The organism is Kribbella sp. NPDC048837, assembly GCF_055586945.1.
Genome location: NZ_JBVJHF010000009.1, coordinates 456,870 through 474,165, shown reverse-complemented (window position 1 = coordinate 474,165; position 17,296 = coordinate 456,870). Strand labels below are relative to the sequence as shown.

17 protein-coding genes are annotated in these 17,296 nt (G+C 68.8%); all 17 read right to left on the bottom strand.

Annotation, left to right across the window (positions count from 1 at the left end):
- Positions 1–85 precede the first annotated feature (85 nt).
- A complete protein-coding gene (locus ACZ6O0_RS37015) occupies positions 86–910 on the bottom strand; it encodes a hypothetical protein (protein WP_465769712.1) in 825 nt (274 codons plus the stop codon).
- Positions 907–1,899 (bottom strand): hypothetical protein, encoded by a 993-nt coding sequence (locus tag ACZ6O0_RS37010; RefSeq protein WP_465769711.1) that lies wholly within the window; start codon positions 1,897–1,899, stop codon positions 907–909. Before ACZ6O0_RS37010 ends, ACZ6O0_RS37015 begins: the two co-directional genes overlap by 4 nt.
- A 107-nt stretch (positions 1,900–2,006) precedes the next feature.
- Complete coding sequence (locus tag ACZ6O0_RS37005) at positions 2,007–3,647, bottom strand: NAD(P)-binding protein (RefSeq protein WP_465769710.1); 1,641 nt, start codon at positions 3,645–3,647, stop codon at positions 2,007–2,009.
- Positions 3,648–4,637, bottom strand: a complete 990-nt coding sequence (locus tag ACZ6O0_RS37000; protein ID WP_465769709.1) for a thiamine pyrophosphate-dependent enzyme — start codon at positions 4,635–4,637, stop codon at positions 3,648–3,650.
- Between the two features lie 11 nt (positions 4,638–4,648).
- Positions 4,649–5,821, bottom strand: a complete 1,173-nt coding sequence (locus tag ACZ6O0_RS36995; protein WP_465769708.1) for a transketolase C-terminal domain-containing protein — start codon at positions 5,819–5,821, stop codon at positions 4,649–4,651.
- Positions 5,805–6,395, bottom strand: a complete 591-nt coding sequence (locus tag ACZ6O0_RS36990; protein WP_465769707.1) for a 2-oxoacid:acceptor oxidoreductase family protein — start codon at positions 6,393–6,395, stop codon at positions 5,805–5,807. The genes ACZ6O0_RS36995 and ACZ6O0_RS36990 overlap by 17 nt, the downstream gene beginning before the upstream one ends.
- A 4-nt stretch (positions 6,396–6,399) precedes the next feature.
- Complete coding sequence (locus ACZ6O0_RS36985) at positions 6,400–7,365, bottom strand: PEP/pyruvate-binding domain-containing protein (protein ID WP_465769706.1); 966 nt, start codon at positions 7,363–7,365, stop codon at positions 6,400–6,402.
- Entirely contained in the window at positions 7,362–8,384 is a 1,023-nt protein-coding gene (gene gap, locus ACZ6O0_RS36980; protein ID WP_465769705.1) for a type I glyceraldehyde-3-phosphate dehydrogenase, read from the bottom strand. Before gap ends, ACZ6O0_RS36985 begins: the two co-directional genes overlap by 4 nt.
- A gap of 137 nt (positions 8,385–8,521) precedes the next feature.
- Complete coding sequence (locus tag ACZ6O0_RS36975; RefSeq protein ID WP_465769704.1) at positions 8,522–9,127, bottom strand: Rv1733c family protein; 606 nt, start codon at positions 9,125–9,127, stop codon at positions 8,522–8,524.
- Between the two features lie 166 nt (positions 9,128–9,293).
- On the bottom strand, positions 9,294–10,316 hold the full coding sequence (locus ACZ6O0_RS36970; RefSeq protein WP_465769703.1) for an Acg family FMN-binding oxidoreductase: 1,023 nt from the start codon (positions 10,314–10,316) through the stop codon (positions 9,294–9,296).
- A gap of 10 nt (positions 10,317–10,326) precedes the next feature.
- Positions 10,327–11,736 (bottom strand): NAD(P)(+) transhydrogenase (Re/Si-specific) subunit beta, encoded by a 1,410-nt coding sequence (locus ACZ6O0_RS36965; protein ID WP_465769702.1) that lies wholly within the window; start codon positions 11,734–11,736, stop codon positions 10,327–10,329.
- A complete protein-coding gene (locus ACZ6O0_RS36960; RefSeq protein WP_465769701.1) occupies positions 11,733–12,029 on the bottom strand; it encodes an NAD(P) transhydrogenase subunit alpha part 2 in 297 nt (98 codons plus the stop codon). The genes ACZ6O0_RS36965 and ACZ6O0_RS36960 overlap by 4 nt, the downstream gene beginning before the upstream one ends.
- Before the next feature lie 90 nt (positions 12,030–12,119).
- Positions 12,120–13,481 (bottom strand): DUF779 domain-containing protein, encoded by a 1,362-nt coding sequence (locus tag ACZ6O0_RS36955; RefSeq protein WP_465769700.1) that lies wholly within the window; start codon positions 13,479–13,481, stop codon positions 12,120–12,122.
- Between the two features lie 12 nt (positions 13,482–13,493).
- Positions 13,494–15,017 carry an aldehyde dehydrogenase family protein gene (locus ACZ6O0_RS36950; RefSeq protein ID WP_465769744.1) on the bottom strand — a complete coding sequence of 508 codons (1,524 nt, stop codon included), beginning with the start codon at positions 15,015–15,017 and terminating at the stop codon, positions 13,494–13,496.
- A gap of 150 nt (positions 15,018–15,167) precedes the next feature.
- Complete coding sequence (locus ACZ6O0_RS36945; RefSeq protein ID WP_465769699.1) at positions 15,168–15,674, bottom strand: DsrE/DsrF/DrsH-like family protein; 507 nt, start codon at positions 15,672–15,674, stop codon at positions 15,168–15,170.
- Positions 15,675–15,690: 16 nt separating this feature from the next.
- Positions 15,691–16,005, bottom strand: a complete 315-nt coding sequence (locus ACZ6O0_RS36940; RefSeq protein WP_465769698.1) for a TusE/DsrC/DsvC family sulfur relay protein — start codon at positions 16,003–16,005, stop codon at positions 15,691–15,693.
- Positions 16,002–17,249, bottom strand: coding sequence for a type III sulfide quinone reductase, selenoprotein subtype (gene sqr / locus ACZ6O0_RS36935; RefSeq protein WP_465769697.1), 1,248 nt, complete (start codon positions 17,247–17,249; stop codon positions 16,002–16,004). Before sqr ends, ACZ6O0_RS36940 begins: the two co-directional genes overlap by 4 nt.
- Between the last annotated feature and the right edge of the window lie 47 nt (positions 17,250–17,296).

The window sequence follows — 17,296 nt, the reverse complement described above, 5'->3', positions numbered from 1 at the left end:
TGTCCCGGCTCACTTCCAATCTCGTCCGGCCGGCCCCGCCTCGGCAGAGCCGTCCGGCCCGCATCCGCGGGACCTACGACGACGCTCAGTCGGCCAGGCGGATCGCCGTGACGGCGAAGGCCTCGACACCCTGGTAGTGACCTCCCGTCGAGGCCGCGATCACCAGGACCGGATCGGTCGCGGCCCGGAACGTCACGCGTGCAGACCACGGCTGGTTCTCGCCGCCCGCCGCGACACAACAGAAAGTGCCGAGCGGATCAGCCGACGACGCCTGCCGCACGTCGACGCGGATGGCCTCGTCGACACCGGTGATCCGCCCACCGACCACCAGCGGCGACGGCGCCACCGCACCGTAGCGCGGCTGGGTCAGCGTCAGGCTGGAGTCCCGCGTTCCGACGACCTCCCACGGCGCGTCGTCGCCCTGGCCCAGCCGGGCGAGGTGGACAACGGCCGCGACGGATGGCGGGTTCTTGTCGGCTCGATAGCCCACTGACACGAAGGCATCATCACCGCGAACGGATCGCGACACGACCAGATCGATCTCGTCGAACCCCAGGAACCCACGGGTGAAGGACAGCGCGGTGAGTGCGGGATCGAGGTGCCAAGGCTGCGAGCCGCTGCTGCGGTACGCCTCCTGCCACTCGGCCGCGCGGGCCTCCGAGGTGAACGGCCACAACGCCTGGTAACGGAAGATCCGGCGGTTCGGGACGGTGGTCGTTGGACTGGACGACGGCGTCCTGGTCACCGTCACGGTCGGAACGGGCTGCGTGACAGTGGCGCCGGGCACCGGAGTCGTGCCGGTCGGCTCGTCGACGTCGTGCAGTACGACGACCGTCAGGACTGCGAGCGCGATGATCGCCAGGCTCGCTACCGCGATCGCCCAACGGGCGCGCGTCCCCGGGCCATTCATGGCCTCCCCCTGGTGGCTGTGAGGACAGCTGCCGCGACCAGCACCCCGCCGACTCCCAGCAGTACCAGCGGTGGCGCGAGCTCGCCCGGGAACCACTCGGTGATCACCGACGGCAGGATGTTGAGCGCACCAAGGGCGCCGACCCCGAGGAGCAGCAGATCGCGGAACAGCACGGCCAGGACAACGATCGCCGCGACGGTGCACAGCGCGAGCACCATGCCGGCATCGGTGGGGAGCGTGATGGCCGCCCCGACGAGCGTGCCCACCGCGCTGGCAGCGAAGACCAGACGCCGAGGCTTCAGCAGGCCGCGCCAGCCGAGCAGGAACCACACCACGCCAAGCGCCCAGACCGGCAGTCCGAGGATGTTCGAGCCGTCGGTCGCCTGCGCAACCGCCGCGGCCGCGGCAACTGTCAAGGCGATGAAGAACATGGCCTGCTGCGCGAAGATCCGTAGCCGCCACCAGAGGACGGCCGCAAGCGCGGCTGCTCCCCAGCTGGAGACGAGCAGGATGTCATCGCCGCGCAACCCGAGAACGAGCTCGGCGAGCAAAGCCAGGAACGCCGCGGAGGCTGCTGTTGCGAGCAGCCAGAGCACAGACCGAAGGCGAACACTCGTGGCTCCCAGGTGACGCGGCACAGCCAGCCCGGCCGTCAGGAGGAGCGCCGCTGATCCACCGACCACACCGAGTTGAGCGACGTCTGACAACACCCCCCAGTACTGCGCGGCGAGAAGTACGCCGGCGACCAGAACGATCACACCACCGAGGTAGGCGAGCGCCTCGATCATCAGCGAGGTCCGGTCGTGCGACGGCCGGGCAACGATCGGCGCGTCAGCAGACGGCACCGGCTGGACAGGCGCCCGCTGCGCCGGCACCAGGGCGAGGTCGGCGCGCATCCGCTGGGCCTGAGCCTCGGTGATCAGCCCGTCGCCCACCCAGCGGTCGATCAGTTCCGGCCCGAGCGGCCGGTAGTCAGTCGATCGCCTCATACCTTCACTCTTCACTCCCGCAGCAACGGCGGGCAGGGCCGAACGGCCCCCTGGCGAGAGCCTGACGGACCTGCTCGTCACATCTCGGACCGCGAGGCCACGGAGCGTCAGAAGCGGTCGCGGATCATCGTGATGGCTCCGCTGGGGCATTCGGCGGCGCAGAGGCCGCAGCCCTTGCAGAAGTCCAGGTCGATCTCGTAGCCCTTGCCGGGGCCGAGCTTGATGATCGCGTTGTCCGGGCAGACGCCGAAGCAGTTGTCGCACTCGAGGCAGTTGCCGCAGGACAGGCACCGTCTCGCCTCGAAGAGCGCGTTCTCGGCGGTCAGTCCACCGGTCACCTCGTCGAAGGTCGAGATCCGCCGCGCGACATCCAGCTGGGGCCGCATCGTCGCCGCCGCGTCCGCGTAGTACCACGTGTTCAGCCGGTCGTAGGTCGCGAGTTCGGGGCGGTCCGGGTGATCGTACGTCGTGCTCCGCAACCAGGCATCGATGTTCCGGGCGGCCTGCTTACCGTGGCCGACGGCAACCGTGACCGTGCGCTCACCCGGGACCATGTCGCCGCCGGCGAACAGCCCGGTGTGGCCGGTCATCATCCGGGCGTCGACTTCGACCACACCGTCGGTGATCCGCACGTCGTCGAGATCCCGGACGAGGGAGAGCTCCGCCTGCTGGCCGAGCGCGAGCACCACCGAGTCCGCACCGAGTTCCTCGAACTCACCGGTCGGCTGCGGGAAGCCGGTCTCGTCCAGCCGCATCTTCTCGATCCGCACCCGGTCCTCGCCGGCGTAGACGATCGTCGACAGCCAGCGCATCCGGACACCTTCCTCGAGCGCCTCCTGAACCTCGATGTCGTGAGCGGGCATCCGGTCGCGCGTACGCCGGTAGACCACCACCGCATCACTGGCCCCGAGCCGGCGCGCCGTGCGCGCGACGTCCATCGCGGTGTTGCCGCCGCCGTACACCGCGACGCGGCGGCCGAGCAGTGGTTGCTCGCCCTTCTCCAGGTCTGCCAGGAGCGACACCGCGTCGACGATGCGTGCCGAGTCGCCGGCCGGAATGTCGGCACGACGGCCGACGTGCGCCCCGACAGCCAGGAAGACGGCGTCGAACCCGGCGAGCTCCGCGGTCAGATCGGTGACCGGCGTGCTCAGCTCGAGCCGTACGCCGAGGTCGGCGATCCGCTGGATCTCGGCGTCCACCACGGCCCGCGGCAGCCGGTACGACGGGATGCCGTAGCGCATCATGCCCCCGGCGTCCGGCGAGTCGTCCCGGATCGTGACCTCGTGGCCCCGCAACGCCAGGTGGTACGCCGCGGACAGTCCGGACGGACCTGCGCCCACGACCAGCACCCGCTTGCCACTGGACGGCGCCTCGACCGCGATCGACCAGCCCTGCTTGATCGCTTCGTCACCCAGGAACCGCTCGACCGAGTTGATACCGACCGGCTCGTCCAAGGTGGCGCGGTTGCACGCGGTCTCACAGGGCCGGTAGCAGACCCGGCCCATCACCGCGGGGAACGGGTTGTCGACCATGATCTGCCGCCAGGCAGCCTCGTAGTGGCCCTCCTCGGCGTGCGACAGCCATTCCTGGACGTTCTCGCCGGCCGGGCACGCGTCGTTGCACGGTGGCATCCGGTCGAGGTACACCGGCTGCTCGGTCCGCCAGGAGCCGGTCTTGTTCGCCAGGCTCGATCCCACGTCCAGGGTGATGGCGAACGGCAACGGTCCGTGCTTGTCGGCCTCGGGCATCTAACTCACCTCGTCCGGTTCGGTCAGGCCGAAGATGCGGATGTTGCGGTCCGCCTCGGCCTGGATCCTGTTGATCAGGTCCTCGCGCGGGGTGTCTCCGAACAAGTGCGCGAAGCGTCCTTGCGGCCGCAGGTAGTCGGTGACCGGTAGGAGCCTGCGGATCTTCGTCGCGTCGGACACCACACCGTCGACCGCCTCGAAGACCGGGAAGATGCCGGTCTCCGTGGCCAGTCGGGCGATGCGGATCGTCTCGTCGGAGGCTGTCCGCCAGCCCAGCGGGCACGGCACCAGCACGTGCAGGTAGCGCGCACCGTGGAACTCCATCGCACGACTCGCCTTGTATTCGAGGTCGCGCAGATCCGCGACGGTCGCGGTGGCGACGTACGGGATGCGGTGCGCCATCGCGATCTCCGGCAGGTTCTTGCCCTGACCGAACGAATTGCCCGCAGGGGTCGTCGTGGTCGCGGCACCGTGCGGCGTCGCACCTGACCGCTGGACGCCGGTGTTCATGTAGCCGCCGTTGTCGTAGCAGATGAACAGCACGTCGTCGTTGCGCTCGAACATGCCGGACAAGCAGGCCAGACCGATGTCGACCGTTCCTCCGTCACCACCTTGACCGACGACGCGTACGTCGGTCCGGCCCTTCGCCTTGAGCGCGGCCGCCACACCGGTCGCCACGGCAGGTGCGTTGCCGAAGAGCGAGTGCAACCAGGGAATCCGCCACGAGGACTCGGGGAACGGGGTGGAGAAGACCTCCAGGCAGCCGGTCGAGTTCACCGCCACCATCTGGTTGCCGGTGGCACGCATGACCGCGTCGAGCACGTAGCGGGCGCCCAGTGCCTCCCCACACCCCTGGCAGGCGCGGTGTCCCGAGTTCAGCGAGTTCGTCCGGTGGGTGTCGGCCTGCACCGACCGTTGATCCAGGTCGAGCAGGCGGTTGCCCACCGCGAAGCTGCCGGTCTGGTAGTACTTGATCCGTTGTACGGGCATGGTGTTTCCTCTCAGCCTGTACGGCGCAGTTCGCGCTCGACCAGGTCACGCTTCAGATCCAGGAACGTCAGCGGCTCGAGCCGGTCCGCGACCGCGTCGGCGAACAACGCCCGCAGCGACTTCTTCGTGACCGGACGACCGCCGAGACCGGCGATCACCGTGCACGGCTCACCGGACCAGGCCGTCCGTACGTCGGCCGCCACGATGCCGCCCATGCCGACCGCCAGCGCCCGCTCCAGTACGACGACCCGCCGCACCCCGCGCAGCGCCGTACGCACGGCGTCGAACGGGAACGGCCGGAACGAGGTCACGCCCAGCACACCGATGCTCACGCCCTCGTCGCGGAGCTCGTCCACGGTGTCCTTCACCGTCCCCAGGACCGAGCCGAGGGCGACGACCACGGTCTCCGCGTCCGCGCAGCGGTAGTCCCGGACCAGACCACCGGAATCCCGCCCGAAGGTCGCGGCGAAATCGTTCGCCACCTGCGGAATCACCTCGAGCGCCCGCAGGTGCTTGGCATGCGCCAGGTAGCGGACCTCCGTGAACGCGTCCGGACCTACCATCGCGCCGATCGACACCGGCTCGTCCGGATCCAGCAGCTGGTGCGGCTCGTACGGTGGCAGGAAGGCGTCCACCGGCTCCTGACCCGGCAGGTCGATGCGTTCGACCGCGTGCGTGAGGACGAATCCGTCCATGCAGACCATCACCGGCAGCGACAGCGCCTCGGCGATCCGGAATGCCTGGATGTGCAGGTCGAGCGCCTCCTGGTTGCTCTCGGCATACAGCTGGATCCAGCCGGAGTCGCGCTGGGACATGGAGTCGCTGTGGTCGTTCCAGATGTTGATCGGGGCACCGATCGCACGGTTGGCGACCGTCATCACGATCGGCAGACCGAGCCCGGAGGCGTTGTAGAGCGCCTCCGCCATGTAGAGCAGGCCCTGGCTCGCGGTCGCGGTGTACGCGCGGGCGCCCGTTGCGGACGCCCCGATGGCAACAGACATCGCGGCGAACTCCGACTCCACGTTGACGAACTCGCACGGCGTCAGCGCACCGGAGGCGACCAGCACGCTGAGTGCCTCGACGATGTGCGTCTGCGGGGAGATCGGATACGCACAGATCACCTCCGGCCGGCAGCGGGCGACGGCCTCGGCCACCCCGCGCGAACCTTCAATCTGTGTGAGCACGGGATGCCTCCTCGAGTTGGCGGTACGCCAGGTCGTAGGCGTCGCGGACGGCGGCCACGTTGCCAGCGGCAACGGAGCCGGAGAAGCGGTCCTGGACGACCGTGATGACCGATCCGAGCTGGACCTGCCCGGTCAGCGCGGCGAAGGCGCCCAGCAGTACGGCCCCCGGCAACGGACGGCCGAGGTGGGTCAGGGCGAGGTCGGTCGCGGGGATCGTCATCACCCGCTCCGGCCTGAATCGCCGAACGAACGAGTCCAGGCCGAGCTCGGCGAGCGACCAGGAGGTATTGATCAGGAGGTATCCGTCGGCGCCGAGTCCGCCGAACACATCCGACTGGTGCACCAGACTGGCATCCTGGATGATCACCGCATCCGGCTGCGCCACCGGTTCGTGGGTCCGGATCGGCCGGTCGTCGATCCGGCAGAAACCGACCACCGGCGCGCCGGTCCGCTCCGACCCGAAGGTCGGGAACGCCTGCGCCTGCCGCCCGTCGGTGAACGCCGCGACGGACAACAGCTCGGCCGTCGTCACCACGCCTTGGCCGCCCCGGCCGTGGATCCTTGTCTCGAACATCAGGTCACCCGGCTTCACGGGCCGCAACGGGCCGGGCAGCTGCGTCGATGGTCACCGCGGGCATCGCCCGCCGGTGGACCTCGACCAGGTACAGGTCGCCGGAACACCCGTCCTTGGCCCAGTCGAGCTCCATCGGACGCTTGAAGTGCCGGTCGGCGGCGACCGACCAGCGCGCGAGCTCCTTGAGCTCGTCGTCGGTCAGCACCAGACCGGAGCGCTCGTGCGGGGTGGTCGTCACCACTCGTGTGCCCCGCGGTCCGGCGTACACGGTCTTCGTCCGCTTGGCGCCGCGGTGTCTCACGATCATCGGGCGCGCGCCGGCATGGACGGAGTACTGATCGGCATCGTCGGCGGCCGGCTCGCCCAGACCCCAGGCTGCGCGGATCCGCACGAACGTGTTCTCACCGCGGACCGTGCCGGAGCTCCCCAGGTCCGCGCGCACCATTCGTTGCACAGTGACCGGCATGGCGGCCATCAGGTGATCCGGGCCCCGGTGCTCACGGTTGCCGACAGCAACGGCGCTGAAGAGCGAGGCGAAGCAGCGCCGGCACGCGGCCAGCACATCCGCTCCGCTGCGTAGGTGCAGGAAGGTCTCGTCAGCCACCTCGTCCTGCGTGTCGATCGGGCTGCTGCGCACCGCGACCTCGGTCCCGTCGCCGCCCAGCTCCTCGTAGCCGGCGAGGATCTCGTCGGCCAGGGCCGGCGGCAACGAGGTGTTCCGGAAGGCGGTGCGGATCGCCGCGGCGACCACGACCAGGTCCCGCCCGGCCCGGTACCTGCGGAGCTCCTGCGCGATCACCGGTCCCAGATGGCCTTCGCGCACGAACTCCTGGTACGCCGCGGCGGTCACCGCGAAGCCCTCGGGAATCCGGATCCCCTCGTTCGTCAGCTCGGCCAGCCGGGCGTTCTTCACCCCGACCTGCCCCGGATCCGCGTCGCCGTGCAGCCACACGACCCGCTCGCCGTTCATGACTCCTCCTGCCCCAGCGCCCCGGCCACCAGCTCGGTCAGGTCGACCAGGCGGCTGGTGTAGCCCCACTCGTTGTCGTACCAGCCGAAGACCTTGACCAGGTGGTCCTGGACCTGCGTCAGCTGCGCGTCGAAGATGCACGACGACGGGTCGCCGATGATGTCGCGGGACACGATCGGATCCGTGGTGTAGCGCAGGATCCCCTTCAGCGGCCCGGCCGCCGCGTCCGCGAAGGCCCGGTTGACCTGATCGACCGTCACACCCTCGGACAGCTCCACCGTCAGGTCGGTCAGCGAGCCGTCCTCGACCGGGACCCGCACCGCGACACCGTCGATCTTCCCGGCCAACTCCGGGATGACCAGGCCGACCGCCCGGGCCGCGCCAGTACTGGTCGGGATCAGGTTCGTGGCGCCGGAACGACCGCGCCGTAGATCCTTGTGCGGCGAGTCCAGCAGCACCTGGTCGTTGGTGTAGCTGTGGATCGTGGTCATCAACCCACGCTCGATCCCGAAGGCCCGGTGCAGCACCGACACCATCGGCGCGACACAGTTCGTCGTACACGACGCGTTCGAGATCACGTGATGGGCCGCCGGGTCGTAGTCGTCCTCGTTCACGCCGAGCACGAGGGTCGTGTCGACGTCCTTGCCGGGGACCGATAGGATCACCTTGCGCGCCCCGGCGGTCAGGTGCGCGCCGGCGGCCTCCCGGGTGCGGAACCTGCCGGTCGACTCGATCACGATGTCGACGCCCGCGCCGGCCCAGTCGAGCCGGGCCGGATCACGCTCGGCGGTCGCCCGCAGAGTGCGACCGCCGACGGTGATCGAGTCGTCCGAGTGGCCGACCTCCTCCTTCAGCGGCCCGTACGTCGAGTCGTAGCGCAGCAGATGCGCCAAGGTCGCCGGTGCCGCGATGTCGTTGATCGCGACCACCTCGATGCCGCTCGACGTCCGCTCGAGCACACAGCGCAGGTAGTCGCGTCCGATCCGCCCGAATCCGTTGATCCCCACACGCACGCTCATGATCGACCCTTCAGCCAGTTGTTTCCGTCCCTTTCATTCGACCGGCGAGTGGGGCGCATCTGCAGGGCCGAAGGTCCCGGCATCGGCTGCCGGACGACCGCCACCACGACGGCCGGCATGCCGACTTGATGTCACCTCTAACCGCGGAGCCAGCGGGGCGCGACCGCGCGCCACTCGCTGTCCCACTCCCGTGCTCGGCGCCGGTCGAGTGGGATCCGGGCGACTCGCACGATCGCCCAGAGCAAGAGCCAGGAACCGGTCAGCGTGAGAACACCGGCCGAGACGCCGAACGCCGAACTGTCGGCGCTCGAGCGCGGGCTGGGGGCGATGGCGCCGGAACGGTCGAGCCAGATGGTCACCTGATCCCCGGCCTTCGTTCCGATCACGACACTCGTCGTCCCCTCGCGCGCAGACCCGTTCGCGTCGACATAGCTGACCCGAGCTCGCGACAGCACGTCGCCGGGTGCGGTCGGTATGCCGCGTTCGGTGTCCTCGAGAGTTGTCGCCCGGACCTGGTGCAGCACCGCTCGCTGGCGGGCGGCGGACTCGTCATAGGCACGGCTGACGCTGGTACCGACCGCGGCGGCGACCGGGATCAGCAGCAGCGCGACGACGAGACCGCACCACAGCAGGCTTGCTTCGAGGCGGTCCGACCGGCGGCGCAACGGATTCCTCCCGATCCCGAGTCGCCGGGCCTGCCTGAGCACCCACAGCTCCCCGGGCCGTTCCTTGACGGTGCTCATGACAACCTCCCGTGCGTCTCGATCGGGCGCAGGGGACCGGCTCGCCGGCGTGGGTCCGTCTTGATGACGGTGGATCTCGTGGCCTCTGGCCACCTTCGGTCGGTCCGCTACCGGCGAGCCGGTCGTTCCCTTGCACTTCAAGACTCGTCGCGCCCCGCTTGTGCGGTCAGGGCCCAAGGTCCCGTCCTCCCGGACCACCCGGCCCGTCGCCCGCCGGCTGGTCCCCCGCGACCAGGACCTCGGCAATCGGGCGGCGCGGAGTCGGCGGGACGGCTGGACCGTAACCGAAGCGGATCACCGCCTGCGGACGCTGCCAGGCGCTGAGCGGGTCGTTGATCTGCCCGCGCAGTTCCTCGTGCTCGATCACCTGATTCAGCAACGACGTCGACACCCCGTGTGCGGTGGCCTCGAGCAGCACGTGCTCCATCGCCTGACCGGCGCACAGCCACTCGATCGGGCCGTCGTACCGGGTCAGGAGGATGGCCAACTGGGGCTCGCGCTCGAAGACGGCCACCGGCCGGGCCGCATCGGCGTCCGTGGCGGCCAGCTCGCGCACCACCGTCTCACCGCCGGCGATCCGTGGGCCGAGCGCGCTCGACGGTACGCCGTCGACCTCCCGGTCACCACCGACCCAGCGCCGCCGTTCCGCGGTCCGGGCCCGGTCCACGTCGTCGGCGTTCACGGCCTCGTTCGTTGCCATTCGCAACCACCAGCGGTTCGACGGCCGGTCGACCCACTGCAGCTGCGCACCCTCGGCCCAGGCACTCAGGTCGAGCAGCGCACGGACCTCGACCGGCACCCGCTCATCGGTGAACGGCTCCCGGTTCGTCCGCCGTGCGGCCAGATACGGCGCCAGCTCGGCCAGCGCACCGACCACCCGTCCACGGAGATCGACCTCGGCGACAAGATCCGGACGGCGCTGGTCGATGAGGTGGCGGACCCCCGAGCCGATCCCGAGAGCGGCCGCGGCAACCCGCAGGTTGAAGATCGCCGCTCCCAGCGACACGTACAGCATCCGTCGCGACGGATCCTCCGCCGGCAGCTCCCGGTCACGATCCCGATACACCTCGACCACGCGGCCCCGGAACCGGAACCGCCACGGCTGGGTGTTGTGCATCGACGGCGCTGCCACCGCAGCCCGGACCATCGCGTCCTGCTCCGCTTCGGTCAATCTCGTCGTCTCTTCCATCGCTCTCACCTCACTGGACATAGGCCTGGAGCTCGTTGATCAACGCCGTGAGGACGACCTTCGCGTCGCCGAAGAGCATCGCGGTCTTCGGATCGGTGTACAGCTCGTTGTCGATGCCCGCGTACCCGTGGCCGAGCGAGCGCTTGACGACGATCACGCTGCGGGCCTTGTCGACGTCCAGGATCGGCATGCCGGACACGGCGTTGCCCGGCCGGCGCGCGGCCGGATTGGTGACGTCGTTGGCGCCGACGACGAGCACGACATCGGTCGCCGCGAACTGCGGATTGATCTCGTCGAGATCCTTCAGCTGCGGGTACGGCGCGTTCGCCTCGGCCAGCAGAACGTTCAGGTGACCGGGCATCCGGCCGGCCACGGGATGGATCCCGTAACTCACCTCGGCACCGTGCTCGCTCAGCGCCTGGGCCAGCTCGACCACCTCGTGCTGGGCCTGCGCCGCGGCCAGACCGTATCCGGGCACGATGACGACCTTGCCGGCGTACGCCAGCTGCAGTGCCGCGTCGTCGGAGGTGACTGTCCGCACGGTGCCCGCCGCGGCGATCGCGGGCCGGGCCTGCTCGTCTCCGGTGCCGAAGCCGCCGGCGACGATGCTCAGCAAAGACCGGTTCATCGCCACCGCCATCAGCTTGGTGAGGATGCCGCCGGCCGCGCCGACCAGCGCGCCGGCGATGATCAGCGGAGTACTGCCGATCACGAACCCGGCCATCGCCACCGCCGTACCGGTACACGCGTTGAGCAGCGAGATGACCACCGGCATGTCGGCTCCACCGATCGGCAGCGTCATCAGTACGCCGAGAGCCAGCGCGGCACCGGTCAGCACAGCGAGCGTGGTCGCCTCGCCCACACGCGCGGTGTACAGGCAGCCGGCCGTGACCGCGAGCAGGCCGAGCAGCAGGTTGATCGTCCGGGCGCCGGGGAACGTCAGCGGCCGTCCTGGTACGACACCGGCCAGCTTGCCCGCCGCGATCAGCGACCCCGTGAACGTCACGCCGCCGATGAGCACGTCAAGGAAAGTCGTGAGCGTCGTGCTGATCGGTCGATCGGCCGCCGTCCCGGGCAACGCATCCGCGAAGGCGATCAACGCGGCGGCACCGCCACCAACCGCGTTGAACAGGCTCACGAGCTGCGGCATGGCGGTCATCTTCACCCGGCGAGCCGCCACCAGCCCCGCACCGGCTCCGGCCGCGACCCCCGCGGTGAGGACGAGGGCCGCGGTGGCCGTGATCGTTCCGCCATGGACGAGCACGACGGCAGTCACAACGACAGCGACCGCCATCCCCAGGGCGGACAGCTGATTGCCGCGGCGGGCGGTCGCGGGTGAGTTCATCAGATGCAGACCGAGGACGAAGCAGATCGCCGTACCCAGGTACAGCAGATGGGTCGTGGTGCCGAACGCGTTCATCGTCCGCTCCTGGGCCTGGCGCGGAACATCTCGAGCATCCGGTCCGTGACGACGTATCCGCCGACGACATTCGCGGCGGCGAACATGGCGGCGACGAAGAGCAGCACATAGCCGAGCGTCGTGTCGAGGCCGGCGGCAACGATCATCACGCCGACGATGACGACGCCGTGGATGGCGTTCGATCCCGACATCAGCGGCGTGTGCAGCGTGGCCGGAACCTTGCTGATCACCTCGACACCGACCAGCACGGCCAGGACGAAGACCGTGATGTCGGCCAGCAGCAGAGGTGTCATGACAGTGCCTCCTTCGGATGCACGACCTGGCCGTCCTCGCAGACCGGCAGGAGCAATCCGATCAGCAGCGTCATCGGTCAGCTCCTCACCTCAGAACTGGAACACGACCCGAGCCGGGATGTCTCCGGACAGCACGTCGGCGATCGACTGGTTCACGTCGTCGAGCTTGCGGTCGACGGCGATGACCCGGGTCCGGCCGGCCGCGTGCAGGGTGAACACGTCGGCGAGATCGTTGCGTGTGCCAACGATCGAGCCGATCACGCTCTTGCCGCTGAGGACCGTGTCGAAGATCGGCAGGCTCAACGCGCCGTCGTCGGCGGGCAGCGCCACGCAGACCAGACGACCACCGCGACGCAATGACCGGAACGCCTGGTCGAACGACTGCGGATTCGCAGCCAGCGCGACCGCGACATCAGCGCCACCGAGGGCCTGGATCGCCTCGACCGGATCGGTCTTCGCCGCGTTCACCACGTGGTCGGCGCCGAGTTCGGTCGCCATCTCCAGCTTGGAGTCCTCGATGTCGACGCCGATGGTGATCCCACCCGCGATCCGCGCGTACTGCAGGGCCAGGTGACCGAGGCCGCCGACACCGAAGATCGCCACCGTCTCGGCCGGCGCGACACCAGCGACCTTGATCGCCTTGTACGTCGTGACTCCGGCACACGTCAGCGGTGCGGCATCTCGCGAGGACACCTCGTCGGGCACTGGAGTCGCGAAGGCCGCCGGCAGTACGGCGTACTCGGCGAAGCTGCCGTTGACCGAGTAGCCGGAGTTGCGCTGCTCCAGGCAGAGGGTCTCCCAGCCTCCGATGCAGTAACGGCACTTGCCGCAGGCGTAGCCGAGCCAGGCGATCGCGACCCGGTCGCCCACCGCTCGCTCGGTCACTCCGGCGCCCAGCTTCTCGACCACGCCGATGCCCTCATGGCCCGGGACGAACGGCGGGGTCGGCTTGACCGGCCAGTCACCGTGCGCCGCGTGGATGTCGGTGTGGCAGAGCCCGCTGGTCTCCATCCGGACGAGAACGTCGCCCGGTCCGGGCTCGGGGATCGGGACCTCCTGGATCTCCAGGGGTGCGTGGAAATCGGTGACGACTGCTGCCTTCATGACGGTCCTTTCGGTTGAACAAGTGATGGATCGGGTGACGAAGTGACCGGCGAGGCCGGCCGCGAGGGAGAACCCCTCGGGCCCGCCGGGCGCGACGTCGAGCTGGAACGTGGTCTCGCCCCAGGCCTGGTCCAGCCGCCGGTCGATGTAGAACGGGCTGCCCTCGATCTCGCCGAGGAGCACGTCGCCGGGGCCGAGGAGGAACTCACCGTCCGGGTAGCACATCGGTGTGCTGCCGGCGCAACAACCACCGGACTGGACGAACATCACCGGCGCGCCGCGGTCGGCGCTCAGGTGACGGATCGCCTGGCGCGCGGCCGCGGTGGCCGTGATGCGAACGGCTGTCATCGCTACTCCCGTTCAGAACAGGCCGAGCGGCTCGTCGCTGTAGCTGACGAGCAGGTTCTTGGTCTGGCTGTAGTGGTCGAGCATCATCCGGTGGTTCTCCCGGCCGATGCCGGAGATCTTGTAACCGCCGAATGCCGCGCCTGCGGGGTACTGGTGGTAGCAGTTCGTCCACACCCGGCCGGCCTTGATGCCGCGGCCCATCCGGTACGCCCGGCTGCCGTAGCGGGTCCAGACACCGGCGCCCAGGCCGTAGAGAGTCTCATTGGCGATCTCGAGCGCCTCCGCCTCGTCGGTGAACGTCGTCACCGCGAGCACCGGACCGAAGATCTCCTCCTGGAACACCCGCATCTTGTTGTCGCCGAACAGCACGGTCGGCTGGAAGTAGTAGCCGTTCTCGAAGCCGCCGCCGATCTTGGCCCGCTCGCCGCCGATCAGCACCTCGGCACCTTCGGACCGGCCGATCTCGACGTACGACGCGATCTTGTCCAGCTGCGCCTGCGACACCTGCGCCCCGAGCTGGGTCTCGGTGTCGAGCGGGTTGCCTTGCCTGATCATCGCGATCCGGTCCAGGCAGCGGGCCATGAACTCGTCGTAGATGTCGGCCTGGATCAACGCACGCGACGGGCAGGTGCACACCTCGCCCTTGTTGAACGCGTACATGACGAGGCCCTCGACCGCCTTCTGCAGGAACCGGTCGTCGTGCGCCATCACGTCACTGAAGAAGATGTTCGGGCTCTTGCCCCCGAGCTCCACCGTGGACGGGATCAGGTTCTGGGCGGCGTACTGCATGATCAGCCGGCCGGTCACCGTCTCACCGGTGAAACCGATCTTGGCGATCCGCGGGCTCGTCGCCAGCGCACGGCCGATCTCGGCTCCAGGGCCGGTCACGATGTTCAGCACGCCTGGTGGCACCACATCACCGATGACCTCGGCGAGTTTCAGGATCGACCACGGCGTCGGCGACGCCGGCTTCAGGACCGAACAGTTGCCCGTGGCCCAGGCCGGGGCGAGCTTCCACGCGGCCATCAGGAGCGGGAAGTTGAACGGGATGATCTGACCGACGACGCCGAGCGGCTCGCGGAAGTGGTAGGCGACCAGGTCCTTGTCGACCTCCGTGGTGCGGCCCTCGTCGGCACGCGCCGCCGCGGCGAAGTAGCGGAAGTGGTCGACGACCAGCGGGATGTCGGCGTTCAGTGTCTCGCGGACCGGCTTACCGTTCTCCCAGCTCTCGGCGACGGCCAGCATCTCCTTGTTCGCCTCGACCGCGTCGGCGACCGCGTTCAGGACCTCGGCACGCTCGGCCGCGGACTTCTCACCCCAGCCGTCCTTCGCGGCGTGCGCGGCGTCCAGCGCCAGCTCGACGTCCTCCGGAGTCGAGTGGGCCACCTCGGTGATCGGCTCGGCTGTCGCCGGGCTCAGGTCGACCTGATAGTGGCCTTCGGACGGCGGAACCCAAGCTCCGCCGATGAAGTTCTCGTACCGGGGAGCCACCTCGACCGGACTCCCCTGCTTTCCAGGCGCGACGTACTGCATGATCCCTGCTCCTCAACCTCGGCGAATGCCTCCACCTCCGAGCGAACGCCGGCCTGATCCGGCCTCGTAGGGCCGAAAGACCCGTCCGGCCAGTGACCACTGTGATCTGAGCGACAGCCGCGGCGCCGAGAGTCCAAGGTCCCGCGGAAGCGGTCAGATGAAGATGATCTGGGCGTTCTCGGTCTTTTCGATGAAGTCGGCGGCGCTGATGATGCCTTCGACCTTGTCGTAGAGGTCGGACTCGTCGAGGTGCATCATGTCGGCGGACATCCGGCAGGCCCAGAGGTGACCGCCGGAGTCGACGATCTGTTCCAGGAACTCCGGTACGTCGGGGACGCCGATCTCCTGGATCTGCTTCTTCATCTGGTGGGTGGCCATCGCGGTCATGCCGGGCAGGCCGCCGAGCCCTTGCGGCAGGTGGGTGGCGGTGTTGCCGAGCAGGGTGAACCGCAGGTCGTGCATCCGCGACTTGGTGATCATGTCGAAGCCCCAGAAGGTGAAGAACAGGTGCGTCTCTACACCCTCACCGAGCGCTGCGTTCGCCAGGATCAGACCCGGGTAGGCCATGTCGAGATTGCCCTTGGAGCAGATGATCGCGAGTTTGCGGCCTTCCGTTGCCTCGTCACCGAAGTTGGGAACGACCAGCGGTGTGGTGCTCATGGCGTTGCCTTCTCTCTCAGACGCAACCACGCGGTTTCGGCAGGCCGGCGACGTACGCCATCTTCTTGGCCGGCTTGCCGGGGAACAGGGCGAAGAGCCGCTTGATCGGAATGCCGGTCTTGACCGACACCCGACGCAGAGTGGCCGTCTCGCCATGCGACGGATAGTCCTGGCGCAGGAACCTGATCGCCGTCCAGTGCTCGTCGGTCAGCTCGATCCCGATCTGGGCGGCCAGTAGTCCGGCGAGCTCCTCGGTCCATTCGCCGTACGACGTCAGGAACCCTTCGGAGTCGATGTGGACAGTGGTGTCGCCAATGCTGACCACGGTCATGGTCGGACCTCCTCGTCCGGTCGGTACTTGCCACTCATCGACATCCGGGCCGGTACGGGAAGCCGGCGGCCCGGGAGCAGCAGGTGCCAGTAGATCCAGCGGAAGGCGAGCTTGCCCCAGTGATTGGCCTTCGTCTCCCGGAGCAGGGACAGCGGACCCATCCGCCCGAGCGGGAAGTGCCCGGGCAGCGGTTCGGTGTCGTAGTTGAAGTCGATGAGCAGGCCCTTGCCATCGCCGGTCTCGACGAAGCAGTTGGCGTGCCCGTCGAACCGGTGCGTCATCGCCCGGCCTTCGACGTACCGGCAGAAGTTCCCGACGAAGATGTCGCTGGAGAAGTGGGCGACCGAGCCGGCCTTCGACGTGGGGAGATCGTTGGCGTCGCCAATGGCAAAGATGTCCGGATGAGACCTCGACTGCAGCGTGTACTTGTCCACCGGCACGTAGTTCAGCTCGTCACCGAGGCCGGACTCGCCGATGAAGTCGGCACCCAGGTTCAGCGGCACGGTGACCAGCAGGTCGTAGCCGATCTCGCGGTCGTCGTAGCTGACCAGGGTCTTGCGCCCGGCGTCGATCCGCTCGACCAGGAAGTCGGTCTCGACCGCGATCTTGCGTTCGTCGAGCAACCGCCCGAGGTACCGCGACGCGATCGGCTTGGTGAACGCGCCGTCCAACGGCGTCACGTAGACGATCTCCACCTGGTCCCGCATCCCCCGGCGGCGGAAGTAGGCCTCGGTCAGGAACGTGAACTCCAGCGGAGCGACCGGGCATTTGATCGGCTGGTCCACCACGTGCACGACCAAGCGGCCGCCGGTGAACGTCTGCAGCGCGTCGCGGACGGCGAACGCGCCGTCGTGGGTGTAGAAGTCGTGGATGCTGCGGTGCCACTCCGGCCCGAGCATTCCGGGCGTCTGGTCGGGCCTCGGGCTGGTGCCTGTGGCGATGACAAGGTAGTCGTAGCCCACTACGCCACCGTCGGCGAGTAGCACCGTCTTCCGCTCGGGGTCGACGGCAGAGACTTCACTGATCAGCAACTGAATCCCGTTGCGCAGCAGGCTTCGGCGCGGTTTGAGCAGCGGTGCCGGTACGCGCTCGAACGGGACGAACAGCAATCCCGGCTGATAGAGGTGATCGCGATCGCGGTCGATCACGGTGATCCGCCATTCATCGAGCGCGAGCCGGCGCCTCAGCTTGTTGGCCACCATCGTTCCGGCCGTACCGGCGCCGAGAATCACCAACCGTCTCATCACACACATCCCTCCAGGAATCGGCCCGGCCGGCGGCCACCGGCCGG